This is a genomic window from Blattabacterium cuenoti BPAA (assembly GCF_000348805.1).
Taxonomy (GTDB): Bacteria; Bacteroidota; Bacteroidia; order Flavobacteriales; family Blattabacteriaceae; genus Blattabacterium; species Blattabacterium cuenoti_B.
Genome location: NC_020510.1, coordinates 599,664 through 619,180 on the forward strand (window position 1 = coordinate 599,664; position 19,517 = coordinate 619,180).

The 19,517-nt window shown below is 24.5% G+C and carries 20 protein-coding genes and 2 tRNA genes; 9 read left to right on the forward strand and 13 right to left on the reverse strand.

Annotated features, from left to right (window positions below):
- Nucleotides 1–86 precede the first annotated feature (86 nt).
- Nucleotides 87–1,046, forward strand: a complete 960-nt coding sequence (gene fmt, locus BPAA_RS02895; RefSeq protein WP_015430167.1) for a methionyl-tRNA formyltransferase — start codon at nt 87–89, stop codon at nt 1,044–1,046.
- A gap of 82 nt (nt 1,047–1,128) precedes the next feature.
- On the forward strand, nt 1,129–1,395 hold the full coding sequence (locus BPAA_RS02900) for an HU family DNA-binding protein (protein WP_015430168.1): 267 nt from the start codon (nt 1,129–1,131) through the stop codon (nt 1,393–1,395).
- A gap of 73 nt (nt 1,396–1,468) precedes the next feature.
- Here BPAA_RS02900 and pdxH read toward each other — a convergent pair whose 3' ends face one another.
- On the reverse strand, nt 1,469–2,128 hold the full coding sequence (gene pdxH / locus BPAA_RS02905; RefSeq protein ID WP_015430169.1) for a pyridoxamine 5'-phosphate oxidase: 660 nt from the start codon (nt 2,126–2,128) through the stop codon (nt 1,469–1,471).
- Nucleotides 2,129–2,203: 75 nt separating this feature from the next.
- Between pdxH and BPAA_RS02910 the strand changes: the two genes are divergently transcribed.
- From BPAA_RS02910 to pheT, 3 genes are all read left to right on the forward strand, one after another.
- Nucleotides 2,204–2,277, forward strand: a tRNA-Met gene (locus BPAA_RS02910).
- 50 nt (nt 2,278–2,327) lie between these two features.
- Entirely contained in the window at nt 2,328–3,482 is a 1,155-nt protein-coding gene (locus BPAA_RS02915; RefSeq protein ID WP_015430170.1) for a DNA polymerase III subunit beta, read from the forward strand.
- The gene (gene pheT, locus BPAA_RS02920; RefSeq protein WP_015430171.1) at nt 3,479–5,548 is read left to right on the forward strand and encodes a phenylalanine--tRNA ligase subunit beta; all 2,070 of its coding nucleotides are present in this window, start codon (nt 3,479–3,481) and stop codon (nt 5,546–5,548) included. The genes BPAA_RS02915 and pheT overlap by 4 nt, the downstream gene beginning before the upstream one ends.
- A 2-nt stretch (nt 5,549–5,550) precedes the next feature.
- Here pheT and BPAA_RS02925 read toward each other — a convergent pair whose 3' ends face one another.
- The gene (locus tag BPAA_RS02925; RefSeq protein ID WP_015430172.1) at nt 5,551–6,993 is read right to left on the reverse strand and encodes a glycine--tRNA ligase; all 1,443 of its coding nucleotides are present in this window, start codon (nt 6,991–6,993) and stop codon (nt 5,551–5,553) included.
- A gap of 5 nt (nt 6,994–6,998) precedes the next feature.
- Nucleotides 6,999–7,949 carry a thioredoxin-disulfide reductase gene (gene trxB, locus BPAA_RS02930; protein WP_015430173.1) on the reverse strand — a complete coding sequence of 317 codons (951 nt, stop codon included), beginning with the start codon at nt 7,947–7,949 and terminating at the stop codon, nt 6,999–7,001.
- 106 nt (nt 7,950–8,055) lie between these two features.
- Between trxB and BPAA_RS02935 the strand changes: the two genes are divergently transcribed.
- The gene (locus tag BPAA_RS02935) at nt 8,056–8,442 is read left to right on the forward strand and encodes a type I restriction enzyme HsdR N-terminal domain-containing protein (RefSeq protein WP_432762340.1); all 387 of its coding nucleotides are present in this window, start codon (nt 8,056–8,058) and stop codon (nt 8,440–8,442) included.
- 18 nt (nt 8,443–8,460) lie between these two features.
- Here BPAA_RS02935 and gap read toward each other — a convergent pair whose 3' ends face one another.
- The 8 genes from gap to BPAA_RS03155 form a co-directional block, all read right to left on the reverse strand.
- On the reverse strand, nt 8,461–9,477 hold the full coding sequence (gene gap / locus BPAA_RS02940; RefSeq protein WP_015430175.1) for a type I glyceraldehyde-3-phosphate dehydrogenase: 1,017 nt from the start codon (nt 9,475–9,477) through the stop codon (nt 8,461–8,463).
- A 26-nt stretch (nt 9,478–9,503) separates the two neighbouring features.
- Nucleotides 9,504–11,297, reverse strand: coding sequence for a translation elongation factor 4 (gene lepA / locus BPAA_RS02945; protein ID WP_041178729.1), 1,794 nt, complete (start codon nt 11,295–11,297; stop codon nt 9,504–9,506).
- Between the two features lie 30 nt (nt 11,298–11,327).
- Nucleotides 11,328–11,400: transfer RNA gene (locus tag BPAA_RS02950), tRNA-Arg, on the reverse strand.
- A gap of 64 nt (nt 11,401–11,464) precedes the next feature.
- Nucleotides 11,465–12,043 carry an aminoacyl-tRNA hydrolase gene (pth, locus tag BPAA_RS02955; RefSeq protein ID WP_015430177.1) on the reverse strand — a complete coding sequence of 193 codons (579 nt, stop codon included), beginning with the start codon at nt 12,041–12,043 and terminating at the stop codon, nt 11,465–11,467.
- Entirely contained in the window at nt 12,040–12,921 is an 882-nt protein-coding gene (gene sucD, locus BPAA_RS02960; RefSeq protein ID WP_015430178.1) for a succinate--CoA ligase subunit alpha, read from the reverse strand. The genes pth and sucD overlap by 4 nt, the downstream gene beginning before the upstream one ends.
- Nucleotides 12,922–12,959: 38 nt before the next feature.
- Nucleotides 12,960–13,529, reverse strand: a complete 570-nt coding sequence (locus tag BPAA_RS02965) for an elongation factor P (RefSeq protein WP_015430179.1) — start codon at nt 13,527–13,529, stop codon at nt 12,960–12,962.
- Nucleotides 13,530–13,549: 20 nt separating this feature from the next.
- The gene (gene fabZ / locus BPAA_RS02970; protein WP_231840107.1) at nt 13,550–14,056 is read right to left on the reverse strand and encodes a 3-hydroxyacyl-ACP dehydratase FabZ; all 507 of its coding nucleotides are present in this window, start codon (nt 14,054–14,056) and stop codon (nt 13,550–13,552) included.
- 186 nt (nt 14,057–14,242) lie between these two features.
- Nucleotides 14,243–14,449: a hypothetical protein gene (locus BPAA_RS03155; RefSeq protein WP_015430181.1), complete on the reverse strand. Its 207-nt coding sequence runs from the start codon at nt 14,447–14,449 to the stop codon at nt 14,243–14,245.
- Nucleotides 14,450–14,995: 546 nt separating this feature from the next.
- Here BPAA_RS03155 and rpmH point away from each other — a divergent pair.
- Entirely contained in the window at nt 14,996–15,145 is a 150-nt protein-coding gene (gene rpmH / locus BPAA_RS02980) for a 50S ribosomal protein L34 (RefSeq protein WP_015430182.1), read from the forward strand.
- A 6-nt stretch (nt 15,146–15,151) separates the two neighbouring features.
- On the opposite strand, the gene BPAA_RS02985 is transcribed toward rpmH, so the two are convergent.
- Nucleotides 15,152–16,327, reverse strand: coding sequence for a M14 family zinc carboxypeptidase (locus BPAA_RS02985; protein ID WP_015430183.1), 1,176 nt, complete (start codon nt 16,325–16,327; stop codon nt 15,152–15,154).
- A 184-nt stretch (nt 16,328–16,511) separates the two neighbouring features.
- Between BPAA_RS02985 and BPAA_RS02990 the strand changes: the two genes are divergently transcribed.
- Together BPAA_RS02990 and BPAA_RS02995 are read left to right on the forward strand one after the other, a co-directional pair.
- Complete coding sequence (locus BPAA_RS02990) at nt 16,512–17,321, forward strand: CPBP family intramembrane glutamic endopeptidase (RefSeq protein WP_015430184.1); 810 nt, start codon at nt 16,512–16,514, stop codon at nt 17,319–17,321.
- Between the two features lie 73 nt (nt 17,322–17,394).
- Nucleotides 17,395–18,318, forward strand: coding sequence for a ribonuclease Z (locus BPAA_RS02995; RefSeq protein WP_015430185.1), 924 nt, complete (start codon nt 17,395–17,397; stop codon nt 18,316–18,318).
- On the opposite strand, the gene BPAA_RS03000 is transcribed toward BPAA_RS02995, so the two are convergent.
- On the reverse strand, nt 18,306–19,511 hold the full coding sequence (locus BPAA_RS03000) for an ABC transporter permease (RefSeq protein ID WP_015430186.1): 1,206 nt from the start codon (nt 19,509–19,511) through the stop codon (nt 18,306–18,308). The genes BPAA_RS02995 and BPAA_RS03000 overlap by 13 nt on opposite strands.
- Between the last annotated feature and the right edge of the window lie 6 nt (nt 19,512–19,517).

Sequence of the window (19,517 nt, forward strand, 5' to 3'; positions counted from 1 at the left end):
TTATATATTTGATTTTCAAAAATCAATGAACTTTTTCATAAAAATCACAAGATAAAATTAGTGAATTTAAATTACAAATAAATTATATGAAAAAGTTTCCAAGAATTGTATTTATAGGTTCAACTCATTTTTCTCTTTATACATTAAAAAAATTATATACTAAACAGTACAACATTGTAGGAATAATCACAAGCCCTGATAACCCATTTTTTAAAAATGAAAAAGCATTTACTCCTGTAAAAATATACGCATTAGAAAATAATATTCCTTTTTTACAACCTGTAAATCTTTTAAATTCTTCTTTTTTAAAAAATATAAAAATATGGAATGCAGATATACAAATTGTTGTTTCTTTTCGAGTCCTCCCCAAAGAAGTATGGAATTTACCTAAAATGGGGGCTTTTAATTTACATGCATCTCTTTTACCTCAATATAGAGGAGCGGCTCCGATTAATTGGGTCATTATTAATGGAGAAAATAAAACGGGATTGACTACTTTTTTCATAGAAAAAAAAATAGATTCTGGAAAAATTCTTTTGCAAAAAGAAATTCAAATCAAAAAAGAAGAAACTGCAGGAGAATTGGAAAAAAAATTAACAAAAATTAGTGCTTCTATGGTTATTCAAACCTTAGAAAATATTCTAAAAAATAAAATCAAACCTATTTCTCAAAATAATATTGATTCTTCTTTATTAAAATATGCTCCTAAAATATCCACTAAAGATTGTAGAATACAATGGAAAAATCTTAATATAGAATCAATTTATAATAAAATAAGAGGATTAAGTCCTTATCCTACAGCATGGACATTGTTGTTTTTTAATAACACAAGATTTGTGAGATTTAAAATGTTTCTTGTTAAAAAAATACGAAAAACACATACTTTTCCAATTGGTTGGATACTGATTTCATCGCATGAAATGAAAATTTCCGTTAAAGAAGGTTTTATATCTATTATGGAAGGACAAATAGAAGGAAAAAAAAGAATGCATGTTAAAAATTTAATTAATGGATTGAAAATCAGAAAAAACCTTTTTGTTCGATAAAATTTTAGTTATTTATCTATATTTGCTTTTATTTTAGTTAGTAAGATTATTTTATAGTCAAATAAAATTAAATTTATCATTCATGAACAAAACAGAATTGGTTAATTCAATAGCTGAAAAAACTGGAATAACAAAAATAAAAGCTAAAAACGTTACAGATGCATTTATTGAAACAGTAATCGAATCTTTAAAAAAAGGAAATAAGGTTACTCTTGTCGGATTCGGTACCTTTTCTGTAGTAGAAAGACATCCTAGAAATGGAGTCAATCCTAGAACAGGAAAAAAAATACATATTCCAGGAAAAAAAGTAGCTAAATTTAAAATAGGAGCAGAATTAACAAAATTGTGATTTCTAATTTCATTCTAATAAAAAAAGATAAAGTTTGTTGTTTCCAAACTTTATCTTTTTCGTTGTTTTTCATTTAGGGATAGAATCTATACAAAATCCATCTTCCTTCTTTTTCTAAAAAATAAACCAATCTATCATGGAGTCTGTTAGGTTGTCCTTGCCAAAATTCCATTTTATATGGTTTTACAATATACCCCCCCCAATCAAAAGGACGTTTTATCGTTTTTTTATCAAAAAAGTTTTTCCATTTATTATATTGTTTTAATAAATATTCTTTAGATGAAAGAATCATACTTTGTCTAGAAGCCCAACTTCCAATTTGATTTTCTCTAGGTCTATTATGAAAATATTCATCTGATTTTTTCCTTGGAATTTTAGATGTTATTCCTTTAATAATGATTTGTCTTTCCATATTTTTCCAATAAAAAGAAATACATACTTTTGGTCTGTTTTGAATTGCTTTTCCTTTCAAACTATAATAATTTGTATAAAAAATAAATCCGTATTCCGAATATTCTTTTAATAAAACAATTCTAGTTTCTGGCCCTCCATCTTCTCCGATGGTAGAAATAGACATAGCATTAATTTCTTCATTATCTTTCCTTTCTTGATGAAAGGATTTTTCCTGTTGAAACCAATCATCAAACAACTGAAAAGGTTTTTTTGGGACATTAGATTCTAATAATGAATTTCTTTCATAATTTTTTCTGAAATTACTCAAGTCAACAGTCATAATATTATAATATTATTAATAAACAAAAATATACTAACTTTATTAATTGTTTTATATAACCTTTTGTTACATAATGGCGTGATAGCTCAGCTGGTTAGAGCGTTGGATTCATAACCCAGAGGTCGGGGGTTCAAATCCCCCTCACGCTACTATTACAACCAACAAAGAATGAATTGTTTTTCAAACAACACTACAGAACATGTATTTTTCTGTTTTGAGTTACTTTCTATTAAGAAAATTACATACTTTATATAAAATTATAAATATTAATAATTTATCGAATTCAATTAGTTTTGAAATTTCGAAAAAAAATCAATTAAAAATTATATGGGGATTAGATTCAAAAAATCTAATTTATACATATATAAAAATCAATGTTCAGAAATATACCAAAGAAAAAGTAACTCTCTCTATCAAATTTATGATCAATGTTTTAAGCACATTTTCAAATGAAGAACTTTCCTTAAAAAAGGAAAAAAATACACTTAATATTTATTCTAAACAGGGAGTTTATAAAATTCCTACTTATTATGATTATTCAAATCATAATAAAAATATTCTTACACTATGTAAGTCTTCTTTTGTTCGTAGAATATCTTTGTTTTCCAAACTATTTTTAAGAATTTTAAACAAAACTTTATTTTTTACTACTAGAGATAAGGAATTGAATCCTATATTAAATGGAGTATTTTTTCAATTTTTTACCCATGAAGCAAATTTTGTGGCTACGGATACTTATAAACTGATCAAATATACCATAAAGAATTTTAAAACAGATCAAAGGATCCAATTTACTATATCTAGAAAATATCTTAATATAGTTAGGGAAATTTTAAAAAATGAAAAAAGAAATAATATTATTATTGAATATTATGAAAAAAAAAATATAATTTTTTATTTTAGAGATCATATTTTTTCATGTCAACTAATGAATGAAAACTATCCAGATTATCGTTCTGTAATTCCTCATAATAATAACCAATGTCATATCTCTTTGATTATTAATAAATTTTTATTGTTAAATACGATTAAAAGAGTTTCTATTTTTTCTAAAAATAGAAATAATTTTATTGATTTTCATTTTAATCATAATAAATTAAAAATTTATGATCAAAATACGATAGATGATCATAATTCTACTTCAGAAATACAGTGTCAAGTTTTTTCTAAAAATCTAAAAAATATGAAAATAGGTTTTAATTCTAAATTTTTAATTGAAATTTTATCTTCTTTAAATGAAGATTTTGTTTATTTTGAATTATATCATAATAAAATGGGGGTTTTAAGGCCTTTATATAAGAAAAAAAAAGAAGAATCTATTTTGATATTGATTATGTCTATAATAAAAGTATGAAAATATCATTGAATTGGATTAAAAAATATGTATTTCCTCTTAATATGGACGATAAAAAAATCTCCAATATATTAACTGATATTGGATTCACAGTAAAAGGGTTTGTTCATAATGAAAACCAAGATTTTGTTTTAGATGTGGAAATAACACCTAATCGTACATATGCTATGAGTCATTACGGAATCGCACGTGATTTGTATGCCGTATTAAAATTTCGTGGATATAAAGTTCATTTGGTGAAACCAGTAGTAGTAATAAATGAAGGGGATCATTGCAATAATGAATCTCATCTTTCAATTCTTGTAAAAATACATGATACATGTATAAGGTATTCCGGAATATGTATTTCGAAAATAAAAATAGAACCATCTCCATATTGGTTAATTTCTAGATTAAAATCTATAGGCGTAAAATCTATAAATAATATAATAGATATAATCCATTTTGTTATGTATGAATTAGGACAACCCATCCATATTTTTGACATGGATCAAATAGAGGATAAAAAAATTATAATAAAAAATGCGGAAAAAAATACAAAATTTCAATCTTCAGATAAAATTACAAGAAAACTTGATGAAGAAGATTTAGTTATTTATGACTCTGTTAAACCATTATCTATCGCTGGTATGATCAATCATATTACATCAAATATACATGTTAAAACCAAAAATATATTTATTGGAAGTGCCTGTTTTAATTCCATCATGATCCGGAATCTTAGAAAAAAACATTCTCTAAAAATAGAAACACAACATTTTTTTGAAAGAGAGACAGATCCCAATCAGACTGTTTATGCTTTACAAAGAACCGTTTTTCTTATCAAGAACATCATAAAAAATAAGATAATGTGTTCTGACATCATAGATTGTTATCCTAATCCTATATCTATTTCAAAAATCAAACTTCGTTATAAAAAAATTATCAATATTATAGGAAAAAAAATATCGAAAAAAAAAATTAAAGAAATTTTATCATTGTTGGAAATGATGATTTATTCTGAAAATGATCAATATTTATTGATTCGTATTCCTTCCTACAGAACAGATGTTCAAAGAGAAATAGATGTAATTGAAGAAATATTCCGAATTTATGGAATTCATAAGATTCCAACATATAATCAAATAAAAATTTCTACATTTCCTAAATTTTTTTTGAAAACAGAACATGAAATTCAAAAAATACTTTTTGAACAATTAATTTGTTTTGGTTTTCAAGAAATTATTTCTTCTACTATGAGAAAAAATGAAGAAAAATATTCTTCTTTACTAAATTCTTTTTTGAAAATACAAGAAATTAAGATTCTTAATCCTGTGAATCACAATTATCAATTGATGCGTTCTAGTCTGTTATTCAGCATGATAGATTGCATTGAATATAATCTTAAAAACAATAGAATAAAATCCGATATAAAATTTTTTGAATTAGGAAACATATATTATAAAATAAACAATAAATTTTTAGAAAAAACCTATCTCGGAATAGCAATTTATCAAAAAGAAAAAATAGAATCTAAAAATTATCCTTTTTTTTATTTAAAAGGAGTTATTGAACAAATTTTTCAAAAAAGTGGGATATTGAATTATACTCAAATACTTTCCAAACATCCATTATTAGAAAATGGAATTTCCATATTATACAATCATAAAAAATTAGTTGAACTAGGAAAGTTTAAAAATCATATTTTAAAAAAAAATGAAATATTTTATGCAGAAATTGATTGGAAATATTTAGTATCTATTATTCAGGAAAAAAAAATAATTTATATTCCATTTTCAAGATATCCTACTTCAAGGAGAGATTTATCTTTATTAGTAGACAAAACTATTTCATTCGAAAAAATCAATCAATTAATCAAGAAAAAAGAAAATCATCTTATTAAAAAAATTAAAATATATGATTTATATGAGGGTAAAAATTTACCTATATCAAAAAAATCTTACACAGTAAGTTTCTTTTTTGAAAGTCAAAAAGAAACACTGACTGATAAAATTATTAATAATTCAATGAAAAAAATTGAACTTTTTTTAAAAAAAGAATTAAAAGCTAAGATAAGAGAAAAATAAAATTATATAAAATAAGACAATTTTTTTAAAATTTTCTCGAATCCAGTTTCTTCTTTGATAATTTTTGATATTTCTTTTATATGAATTCTTTTTTGTTCCATGCTATCTCTGTTTCTCATGGTTACTGTATTTGTTTTGATCGTATCGTAATCTACAGTAAAACAAAATGGAGTTCCTATAGCATCTTGTCTTCTATATAATTTTCCAATGGATTCTTTTTCATCGTAAACTAATCTATGACGAATTTTCATATCATGAAATATTCTTCTCGCGATTTCTTGTAATCCATCTTTTCTAACCAATGGAAATATGGCGGCTTTAATTGGGGATAAAAAATAGGGAAGTTTTAATACTATACGTATTTTTCCATTTTTTAATTTTTCCTTTTTTAAGGAAGAAGAAAATATAGCTAAAAAAAGACGATCTAATCCTAAAGATGTTTCTATAACATAAGGAATATAATTTTTTTTCCATTCAAAAATTCGAATTTTTTTTTTCGAAAAAAATTCATGATTCTTTAAATCAAAATCTCTACGAGAATGAATTCCTTCTATTTCTTGAAATCCAAAAGGAAAATGAAATTTTATATCTGATCCCGCACTTGCATAATGAGATAAATGATCATGATCACATAACTGATAATATGTTTTATCTCCTAAATTTAATTCTAAATGCCATTTTAATCGGGTCTTTTTCCAATACTCATACCATTTTATTTCTTCTTCTGGAAGAATAAAAAATTGCATTTCCATTTGTTCAAATTCCCGCATTCTAAATAAAAATCTTCTTGCAATAATTTCATTTCTAAATGATTTTCCTATTTGAGCAATTCCAAATGGAATTTTCATTCTACTAGATTTTACAATATTATGAAAATTTGAAAATACACCTTGAGCTGTTTCAGGACGAAGATATAAATCTTTTTCATTTCTAATTTTGAACATCATATTGAAATTTCGAATTTCTGTCCAATTTTTTGTTTTAAAAACGGGATCACAAATGCACAATTCATCAATTAAAACTTTTATATCTCCTAAATCCTTTTTTTCTAAAGATTGAGATAAACGAGATAATATTTCTTCTTTTTTTTTAGGATCATTTAAAAAATTTTTTTTTACATATTCTTGAATTAAAATTTCAGGACGATATCTTTTTTTAGAATCTTTATGATCAATTAACAATTCATGAAATTTATCAATATGACCGGATGCATGCCAAACATCAGAATGCATAAGAATAGAAGAATCCACTCCTACTATATTTTCATGAAGTCGAGTCATAGATTTCCACCAAAATTCTTTAATGTTATTTTTTAACTCCACTCCATGTGGTCCATAATCATAAATTGCATTTAATCCCCCATAAATTTCGCTAGAAGGAAAAATAAACCCATAAACTTTTGCGTGAGAAATTAAAAAATCAAAAAAATAACTACATTTTTTCATATTATTTATTCTACACATAGATATAAATACTTTTCCAAATCTAATGCCGCCATACATCCAGTTCCAGCAGATGTAATAGCTTGACGATAATCAGAATCTTGCACATCTCCTGCAGCAAATACTCCAGGTTTACTGGTGATGGTTTTTCCTTTTTGTACAATAATATATCCTTTTTCATCCAAATCTAATTCATTTTTAAAAATCTCTGTATTAGGAACATGACCAATTGCAATAAATAACCCACTAATTAAAACAATTCTATTAGTTTTAGTTTTATGATTAAAAATTTTAATACCTTCCAAAAAATTATCTCCAATAATTTCTGTTACATTAGAACAAAATAATATATTGATATTATTATTTTTTGAAATACGATTTTGCAAAATTTTGGATGCTTTAAAATTATTTCTTCTAACTATCAAATATACTATTTTACAAATTTTTGATAAAAAAATTGCTTCTTCTAAAGCGGTATCTCCACCTCCTATTACTGCTACATTTTTTTCTTTATGAAAAAAACCATCGCAAGTAGCACAAAAAGAAATTCCTAATCCTATAAATTGTTTTTCTTTATAAATTCCTAAAAACTTAGAACGAGAACCTGTAGCTACAATTAGTCCTCTACTTTCTATACATTTTTCTGTAGAAAAAAAAATACGATGAATTCCTCCTTTTTTATTGGATAAAATCACATGATTCACAGATTGATTAATTATTTTTGTATTAAACCGTTCTGCTTGCTTTTTACACCTTATCATCAGATCGTTTCCACTAACTCCATCTGGGAATCCCAGATAATTATCCACACTAGTTGTTGTGGTCAATTGTCCTCCTGGTTGAAATCCCGTAAAAAGAATAGGGGCCATATCAGCCCTGGCCGCATATATAGCCGCAGAATAACCAGCAGGTCCAGATCCAATAATTACACAATTATGTATTTTTTTTTTAAATAACATAAAATAATTTTATAAAAATATTTTTAATTTTTGTCATTTAATCATTTAATAACAAGTTATGCATGATTTAAATTTTTTCGTAGAAAAACATTTATTTTTGAAAAAAATGAAAAATAGAATTCATATATTTTGCGTAATCAGAAAAAAATTTTATCTCTTTACTCAAGAAGAAGTAATACGTCAATATATAATTTTTTTATTAAAACAAATAAAAAATTATAAGAACTCCAACATATGGGTAGAATATCCTTTTAAAATAAATAAATTAAATAAAAGGATAGATATTCTTGTTCAATTTCAAAGAAAACCACATATTCTTATAGAATGTAAAAACCCAAAAATTCCTATTACACAAAAAACTTTTGATCAAATTTCCATATATAATAAAACTATCAAAGCTCCATTTTTAATGATCAGTAATGGAATAAAAAACTTTATTTTTCAAGTTGATAAATACAAAAAAAATTTTTCATTTTTAAAACAGATTCCATAAATACACTAACATCATACATCAAATTTTATATAACAAAGAATGCATATAATCAATAAGATCTAATAATTTTGTGGAATAACCAACTTCATTATCATACCAAGAAACTATTTTTAAAAAATTAGAATTTAACATAATACTAGAATTTGCGTCAAAAATAGAAATCCTTTCATCTCCTATAAAATCCGATGAAACAACAGCATCTTCTGTATATCCTAATATATTTTTTAATGTAGTTTGAGAAGCCTGTTTCATGCAAAATTTAATTTTATCAAAATTTGTACTAGTTTTTAAATTAACCGTAAAATCCAAAACAGAAACATCTGAAATAGGGACTCTGAAAGCCATTCCTGTTAATTTTCCGTTCAAACTTGGAATAATTTTTCCCACGGCATTAGCCGCACCTGTTGATGATGGTATTATATTAGACAACGAAGATCTACCTCCTCTCCAATCTCTATCGGAAACAGAATCAACAACTTTTTGAGTTGCAGTAGAAGCATGTATAGTTGTCATCAATCCTTCAGATATTCCAAAATTATCATTTAAAACTTTAACAATTGGAGAAAGACAATTTGTAGTACAAGAAGCATTAGATACAATATTTTGATCTTTTCTCATATTTTCATGATTAACTCCCATAACAAACATAGGAATATCATCTTTAGGTGGAGCTGATAAAATCACTTTTTTAGCACCTGATTCTAAATGAGCATTAGCTAAATCTTTTGTTAAAAAAAGGCCAGTAGATTCCACAACATATTCTACATTCAAATTTTCCCAATTGAGTTTTTTAGGATCTTTTTCATTAGTAACCTTAATCCGTTTTTCGTTCAATATAAGATAATCTGTATCTTCAATACGAATATTTCCTTTAAAAGAACCATGAACAGAATCATATTTTAATATATAAGCCAAATATTCTATAGATACTAAATCATTTATAGATACTACTTGAATATTATTTCTATTTAAAGCAGATAATAAAACTAACTTTCCTATTCTTCCAATTCCATTAATTCCTATTTTGATAGACATATTAAAAAAATTTTTTTTGTTGTAAATTAATTTTTAACTTTCAAAAAATTCATAAAAGCAGATGATGGAATTTCAACTTTTCCTATTTGACGCATTTTTTTCTTTCCTTTTTTTTGTTTTTCCAAAAGCTTTCTTTTTCTAGAAATATCCCCTCCATAACATTTATCCGTGACATTTTTTCTGAAAGATTTGATGGTTTCTCTTGCTATAATTCTTCCAGATACAGAAACTTGAATAGGAATACTAAATTGATGTTTTGGAATTAATACAGATAATTCCTGACATATTTTTCTTGATAAAAACAAAGCTTTCGTTTTATGAACTAAAAGAGATAAAGGTTCTATTTTTTCATGATTAATCCATACAGTAATTTTTTTTAAATCCGAATTTTTATAACCAATAAAATTATAATCAAAAGAAGCATATCCATTAGAAATACTTTTTAATTTATCATAAAAATCGAATACAATTTCCGATAAAGGCATTTCAAACATAATTTTGATTCTTTTTGAAGTCATATAATTATGATTTCCAATCATAATTCCTCGTTTTTCAATACATAATGACATTACATTTCCTATATAGATATCTTTAGTGAAAATAGAAACTAAAACATATGGTTCTTCTATCCTTTTCAATTTTTCCGTTTCTGGAAAATCTGAAGGATTATTAATCATTAAAAACTTTTGATTATTGTTCACATAAACTCTATAAGAAACATTAGGAATAGTAAGTATTACAGAAATATCATATTCACGTTCTAAACGATCTTTCACAATTTCCATATGAAGAAAACCTAAAAATCCACAATGAAACCCAAATCCTAATGCTGGAGAAGACTCAGGACTAAAAGAAAGTGCAGCATCATTTAATTGCAATTTTTCTATAGAAGAACGTAAATCTTCATATTTATCAGAATCAACAGGATAAATACTAGCGAAAACCATAGGTTTAAATTCTTTAAATTTTTGTATTGCTTTTGTAGCTGGTTTTTGAGCATCTGTTATGGTATCTCCTACTTTTACTTCACTCGCATTTTTTATACCAGAGACAACATATCCAACATCTCCTGTATTAATTTTATTTTTTGAAATATGTTTTAATTTCAAAGTTCCTATCTCATAGGCAGAATAAATTTTTCCTGTAGACATAAATCGTAATTTTTGTCCTTTTCGTATACAACCATTTTTTATCCTAAATAATATTTCAATTCCTCTAAATGGATTGTATAAAGAATCAAAAATAATCGCTTGTAAAGGAGCTTTTGGATCTCCTTTTGGATAAGGAATACGTGTTACTATTTTATTTAAAACATGATTAATTCCTAATCCATTTTTTGCACTAATAGGAATAATATCTTCCATTTTACATCCCACTAATTCCATAATTTCTTTCATTACATCTTCAGAAATAGAGTCATACAAATCGATTTTGTTTAAAACTGGAATAATGATTAGGTGATTCTTTAATGCCAAAGAAAGATGGGATATTGTTTGTGCTTGCACACTTTTCGTACAATCAACAACAAGTATAGCTCCTTCACAAGCAGAAATTGAACGCGATACTTCATATGAAAAATCAACATGTCCAGGTGTATCTATTAAATTTAGAATGTATATTTTATTGTTATATTTATATTCCATCTGAACAGCATGACTCTTGATAGTTATTCCACGTTCTCTTTCTAGATCCATGTCATCCAATAACTGACTCCGTTTTTTTTCTGAAACCGTTTTTGTAAATTCTAACAAACGATCAGCTAACGTACTTTTTCCGTGATCTATATGTGCGATAATACAAAAATTTCGAATATCATGAATCATGATTGATTGAATTTAAAAATCATAAAATAACCTTGAAGGGAATCGAACCCATACCATAGGAATCGGAATCCTATATTCTATCCTATTAAACTACAAGGTTATATTATTATAATATAATGCTTACTAATAATAATATATAATAAATATTTTAAAGTATGACACAGTCAGTTGAACAGATTCATCGTTTTTTGAAGTCCGTTTGTTACAAATGAAAATATTATCTTTATGCCTATATCTAATTTTGAAAATAAATCATCTATTTCTTCATCTTTCCAGTTTTCTAATACATAAGAATCTATTTTTTGATCAAAATGATTTTTCTTAATTCCAAAACGAAGACGTGCATAATGAGTTGTTCCTATTTCTATTTCTATATTTTTTAATCCATTATGTCCTCCACTCCCTCCTTTTTCTCTTAAACGAAAACTACCAAAGTTTAAATAAATATCATCAGATATTATCAAAATATTTTTTAATATAATTTTTTCTTTTATCATCCAATACTTAACAGCTTCTCCACTACGATTCATATAAGTAGAAGGTTTTAAAAAAAAAAGTAATTTATCATTATAGATAAATTCAGAAATAAAACCTAGTTTTTTTTTAGAAAAAGAAAAACGATATTTTTTTGATATTTGGTCCAAAATCATAAATCCTAAATTATGTCTAGTTTTTCTGTATAAATATCCTGGATTTCCTAATCCAATTATCAAAAATTTTTCTATAGGAGATAAATAATTCATCTTGAATGAAGAATTTCATATACAGTTTTTCCTATATTAGCCGGAGATTTTACAATATGTATTCCACTTTTTTCCATTATTTTTATTTTTTCCTGTGCTGTTTCTATTTTTTTTTCTATAATTGCTCCAGCATGTCCCATTGTTCTTCCTTTTGGGGCTGTTTGTCCAGCTATAAAACCTATCACTGGTTTTTTATTTTTTAATTTTTTTATCCATTTAGCCGCTTCAATTTCTAATTGTCCCCCTATTTCTCCAATCATAACAATACATTCTGTTTCTGAATCGGATAAAAATAGTTTCATAATTTCCTTTATATTCATTCCAATAATAGAATCTCCTCCTATACCAATAGCAGTGGAAATTCCATAACCCAATTTCACAATTTGATCTGCTGCTTCATAAGTTAAAGTTCCTGATCTAGAAATTATCCCTATATTTCCTTTTTTTTTAAAAACTGAATTAGGCATTATTCCTACTTTAGCCTCTTCTGGAGTAATAATTCCAGGACAATTTGGGCCTATTAAACGAGATTTTCTTCCTTTTAAAAAATGCTTTATTCGAATCATATCTGATACAGGTATTCCTTCTGTGATACAGACAATAATTTGTATATTCATGTAAATAGATTCTAAAATAGCATCAGAAGCAAAAGAAGAAGGAACAAAAATTATGCTAACATTTCCTCCTGTCTGATTCACTGCTTCTTCAATTGTATTAAAAATAGGAATACCTAAATATATTTTTCCCCCTTTTCCTGGTGTTACCCCTCCTGCTATAGGAGTACCATAATTTATCATTTGTTCAGTATGAAATAAACCTTCTTTTCCAGTTAATCCTTGTACAAGGACTTTAATGTTTCTATCTATTAAAATACTCATAATTCTTAAATTAATTTTAATACCAAATAATTTGAATTTTATTTTCTCATTCTTTCTATATAAGATCTATTTTTTGTATTTATTTTCAATAACTCTCCTATTTTGATAAAAGAAGGAACCGATAGTCTTGTTCCTGTTTCTAAAACAACAATTTTATTGGTATTATTAATCGTGTCGCCTTTTTTTACAGATTCTGTCTGAACCACTTTTAAAATAACTGTGGAAGGCATTTTTAAAAATAAAAAAATTTTTTCTTTTTCACTTTTTACATGAAAAAAAATAGGTATTTTCATTCCTTCTTTTAAAAATTCTATATTTATGTTTTTTATTAATCTTTCCTCTATTTGTATTTGATCATAAGTACTATCATTCATGAAATGAAATATATCTTTTTCTTTATATAAATATCTATATGAATAAAATTCTATCTTAACCTTTTTTAATTTACATTTTGATGAGAATTTATTTTCTAAAACATGACCTGTTAGTATATTTTTCAATTTTGTCCTAACAAAGGCATATCCCTTTCCTGGTTTTACATGAAGAAAATCAATAATTTTGAATATTTCTTTGTTCCATTGTATATATAAACCTTTTCTGATTTTCATTTGATTTTAAATTAAAAATTTCAGAATTTTTCGTAATTTTTTACTATTTTTGCTACAACTTCTGCTTCTACTACAAGTTTGTTATTCACATAACCTTTTCCTTTCATGTGAACAATTCCTCTTTTCATAGATTCCAATAAATCAACTTGAAAAATAATTATATCTCCAGGAACTATTTTTTGTTTAAATTTTACTTTGTCTATCTTTAAAAAATAGGTAGAATATAATTCAGGATGACTTAGTTTGTTTAATACAAGAATTCCTCCAACTTGTGCTAGAGCTTCTATTTGTAATACCCCCGGCATAATTGGTTCTCTTGGAAAATGTCCTATGAAAAAAAATTCATTCATGGTTACATTTTTAACTCCTACAATACTATTTTCTGTTAAATCTATAATTTTATCTACTAATAGAAATGGAGGTTTATGAGGCAAAATTTTCATAATGCTTTTTATGTCCAAAATAGGTTTCTTTTTTAAATCAAATTCAGGAATATCATTTTTTTTAAATGTTTGAATTTTATTCATTAACTCCTTTAAAAATTGCATAATAATATAATTATCTGGATTATAAAAAATGAATTGAGATTCCATTCAAATTAGAACCCCATCTAAAAGAAAATGTTTCTAAATTTCATTCAAAACTTGATTGTTTCCCAACAAAATATTTTTATACCAAAAAGAAAACATGGAATCTTTAAAAATTTCTTTTTTTCACAAAGAATACAAAAAATTTTTGAATTTTAAATTTTTTTGTAAAACGAATTTATATGTTTCAAAATAGCATATTTCTGCATAAGAATATTTTCTTTTTTCGCTATGTTCTATCATTTCTATATCTTCTAACCTATTCTTTGAATCGCTTAGTCTTACAAAAAATTTAGAAGAATCATCCATAAATAATAAAATAGAAATTTCCATATTATCTAATTTTACGAATTATTATATAAATCCATACCTATTAGATGATAGAACAGCTAAAATATGCTTTCCTTTTTTAAAAAAAGGAATAATATGCTTTTATACAAAGTTTTTCTTTTTTATTATATCTTCTATCCAATCAATCTGTTCTAATTGGAACTAGGGATAAAGTAATAGATAGGAACTCTCTTGTTAAGAGAGAAAATCAAATCCTTATAAAAGGAATTTTTTTTCGTTAGGCTTTTGCTTTTCAAGCATATCTAATTAATATTAGAACAAAATTTCTTTTAAATTAGAAATCATAAAAAAATACTATAAAAATAAAAACTTTATGTAATTTCTATTTCAGAATATGTTTTTTATTATTATATCATGAGTTTTTCAAAACGTATAATTTTATTTTTCACAGGTTTTACTATTGGAATTTTGATCTTACTTTTTTTTTCCTATCAAAAAAGATTCCTGAATCTAAAGAAGAAAAAAATAGGAAAAAAAAAAGACGAGAAATATTTTTATAATATTCAAAAAACAAATATTTTGTAAAATATGAAAAGAACTTATCAGCCTTCGAATAGAAAAAAAGTTAATGTTCATGGATTCATGAAACGAATGAAGACAAAAACAGGTAGAATCATTATATCTAGAAGAAGAAAAAAAGGAAGAAAAAGACTCGCTGTCTCCAATTTCAAGAAATAAAATTAATTACAAAATTTTAAAATTTTCTATATCCCCAATTTTAGGAAAACTTTCCCCTTTTTTTCCATAAAATTTCTTGCCTTTGACAATAAATTCTTCATAGGCAAAAAAATAGGATAAGTCTCCTATATCTACTATTTTAGTAAAAATAGAAATATTTTTTTTCATTAAATCCAATTTTTCAAAATTTATTAATCCTATGTCTACAAAAAATTCATTTTTATTTTTCTGTATTTGAACCTTTCTATATATTTTATCTAATAAAATGTTTTTGTTTTCTGGAATATTAAAATAAGATTTATAATCTTTTTCAAGATCTACTCCTGTAGAAAAAGAAATAAAATAAAAAGCCGAAAGAATAGATAATACACTATATTTTCTAATGATTTTTTTTTGAAAGTCTTTAGGATAATTTCCTGATTCAATTAGAACACAAGGATAACCTAATTTTTGTAATCGATCTCCAGTTGCTGTAGGGTACAATTCATCAGAAAATCTTCCTATTGATCCAATATCAGGTAAAATTTTATAAATTTCATTTGCAATAAAATTTATAATTCCCATAGATTTTTTTCTACTTATAGAATAGATATTTTTTTCTATGGATATAGAAGGAGATAAAAAAGACAAAATAGCGGGGTTAAAACTTTTATGTCCAACATTATAAATGCTTCTTTGATCATGTAAATTAAATAAAATATTAGGATTATTTTTTTCTATTTCCTGAAATAAAATTTGCATTTCTGGAGATTGTAAACGAATAGCATCTCTATTTAAGTCTATATTTATGGCGTTTCTTCTTTGAAAAATTTCAGCCCCGTCAGGATTTAGCATAGGAATAAATAAAATAGTTAAATTTTTTTTTAAAAATTGAACTAAATCACAATTTTTTTTTATTAAAAAAAAATGAAAAAGGTCAAACATAGATTTAGTGCCAGTTGTTTCATTTCCATGCATTTGAGACCATATCAATATTTTCTTTTTTCCTATCCCCCATTTTATTTTGAAAATGATTCTTTTTTCTATGGACAATCCTATAGGAATAATAGAGCATATATCTTTATATTTATTCATAATTTTTAATAAGTCAGAATATTTGAAAATTTTTGAATCTCCAATCCTACTATCTTTAAAAAAAGATTCATAACTCTGAGATATAGATAGAATATCGAAAAGCAACATAAAAACTTTAATTTTATTTTTTTTAAAAAAATTCTACTATTTATATATGATGAATAAAAAAATTGTTGTTATCTTTCAAAAATATAAAATTAAAAAAAATTCATACATCTGAAATGAAAAATACTGTAAAAAAAATAACAGAATGAATCATATAAAAAAATAAAACGAATTTTTAATATTTATTATGAAAAATTATTTTAAAATAAATTATATCGAATCAATTTTATTAATAGTGGGATTTCTTGTTTTAAATTTTTTCAATATAGTTCTTAGAAAATTATTGATTTTTATTAATTTACCTGAAAGCATGATATTTTCAATATCATATACTCTTCCTTTTATTTTTTTATTTTTTTTCATATCTCTTCAAGCCCAAAAAAAAAATTTAACCATAGATTTATCCACAAAATTCTCTCCATGGTATATTTATTTTGTTATTTTTTGCATGATGTTTTGTATGATCATTATCAATGAATATATTTCTTCATTAGTTCCAAGAGAAGGCCCAATACTAGGAAATATGTATAAAGAAATTGAAGAATTTCTACAAGAAGAAGTTAAAAATCCAATTCCTTTTTTTTCTACTACAATATTATTAGCACCTATATGTGAGGAAGTTCTTTTTAGAGGAATCATTTTAAATGGAATGTTAAAAAATAAAATACATCCTATTAAAGCTATTTTATTTTCTTCATTTTTATTCGGATTAACTCATATGAATCCATGGCAATTAGTAGGAGGAATGATTATTGGAAGTTTTATCGGTTTCATTTATTTTATAACTTCTTCTATTATAGACTGTATATTATTACATGTTTTTAATAATGCTTTCGCTATATTCACCATGTTTTTCTTTATAAAAAATGAGGATCCTTTTTTATCAAAAAAAGAGGTAAATATGAATATAGGATTCATCTTAATAATAGCTTTTATTATAATAATTAGTGGAAGTATTTTTCTTTTAAAAAAAAAGAAGGAAAAGATCCAAAAATAAAATTCAATTTTTAAAAAAAATACTGACTATATACAACAATAAATCATAAAATTTCTTAAAACAACTTTTCATAATGAAAAAACCTTCATTAACTATTTTGGGATGTCATTCTTCCATACCTACAAATAAGTTTCATCCTACAGCTCAAATATTAGAAATGAAAGGTTTTTCCTTTCTTATTGATTGTGGTGAGGGTACACAAGTTCAATTAAAAAAAGCAAAAATAAAATTTAATAAAATCATGCACATATTCATATCTCATTTGCATGGAGATCATTTTTTTGGATTGATTGGATTGTTATCTACCTTTCATTTATTAGGTAGAGAAAAATCAATAAGTATTTATGCTCCAAAAGGATTAAAAGAAATCATAGATGTTCATTTTAAATGGTCTTATACTAAACTTAAATATTGCATCGATTATATAGAATTATCATCTAAAAAATTGGAAAGAATCATGAAAAATGAAAAAATAGAAGTTTTTTCCATTCCATTGAAACATAGGATTTATACAAATGGGTTTCTTTTTAGAGAAAAACCTAATAATAAAAGAAAATTAAACATGGAAGAAATTCAAAAAATACCTGATATTAAAATAGTAGATTATCAAAATTTAAAATTAGGAAAAGATTTTAAAACTCATGATGGAATAATCATTCCTAATTGGAAATTAACATTTGATCCACCCAAAATATTATCTTACGCTTTTTGTTCAGATACTTCCTTTTACTTGCCTATCATTGAACATATAAAATATGTAGATTTATTATATCACGAATCTACCTTTCTAAAAAAAGAAGAAAATAGAGCAATAAACACAGGACATTCTACAGCCAATCAGGCTGCATATATAGCTAAAAAAGCTCAAGTAAAAAAATTATTGTTAGGGCACTATTCAAACAGATTTCCTAATCTTAAAGAATTTGAAAAAGAAGCAAAAAAAATATTCTTGAATGTAGAAGCATCTGAACCTCTCAAAACATATTATTTAGAATAAAAAATCATATTCCTAATTCTTCTTAAAGAAAAAAAAGAGATAATAGATCCTATTATTAAAATCATACATATAACCATACAAGAATCTTTTAGTGTAATTTTAACAGGAAAAGGTATTTTTTTTGCTATTTTAAATATTTTATATTTTTCTTGTATAAAAGATAAAATATAAGAAAAAAAGAAACCAATTAAACAACCAAAAGTAGTAATCATTAATCCCATATAGAAAAATATCATCTTAATTCTGTACAAAGAAAAACCCATACTCCATAATACAAAAAGTTCTTTAATTTTATCTAATTGTAAAATAAAAATAGCACTAAATAAATTAAATCCAGTAATCAAAGTCATTAATATGAATAAAAAATATATAAATATTTTCTCTGTATTCAAAACTTTATAGAAAACTCCTTCTTTTTCTACACGTGTTATTATATTAAATTTTGAACCCAATTTTTTTACCAAAAGATGTTTCATCTTATACATATTCACATTTTCATGAATTTTTATTTCTAATGTATGAAAAACTTTTTTTTTCATAGTGTTTTGAAGATCATACAAATCACAAAACAAATATTTTCTATCCATTTTAGGACTAAAATGAAAAAATCCTCTTACAGAAACTTTTTTTTTCATAAAAAATGAACCCAAAGTGTTTGTTTTATTTTGATTGGGATCAATAATGAACATTTGTAAAGGCATATTCATATTTATTACATGAGATAACATTGGAAAATATGAACCCAAAGAATACCATCCTACATATATATTTAAAGAATCAAATCTATTGTTTTTTAAATTTATTTTTTTAAATTTTTTCATTACTTTTTCATATTCTATATCCACTCCTTTTAAAGGAATGAAATATTCATGGTTATTATAGTGAAAAAAAACTTTTTTTTCCATAGTCTTAGAAACCGCTATAATTCCTCGTATAGATTTTATTATTTTTATTACATTATCATCAATAAAAAAATCTTTTTCATTGGAGTAGGAAATCGTAATATCAGGATAATGAATTTGATAAAATTTTTTATTTAAATTTTCTAATCCAGAAAAAACAAATAAAATAGTAGATAAAGAAAATGTAGAGACTCCAATAGATAAAATGGATAAAAAAACAATAATATTAACAAGATTCGTTTTTTTTTTATAAAAAAAATAACGTATAGATATATAAAAAGAAGGATTCAAAAAACT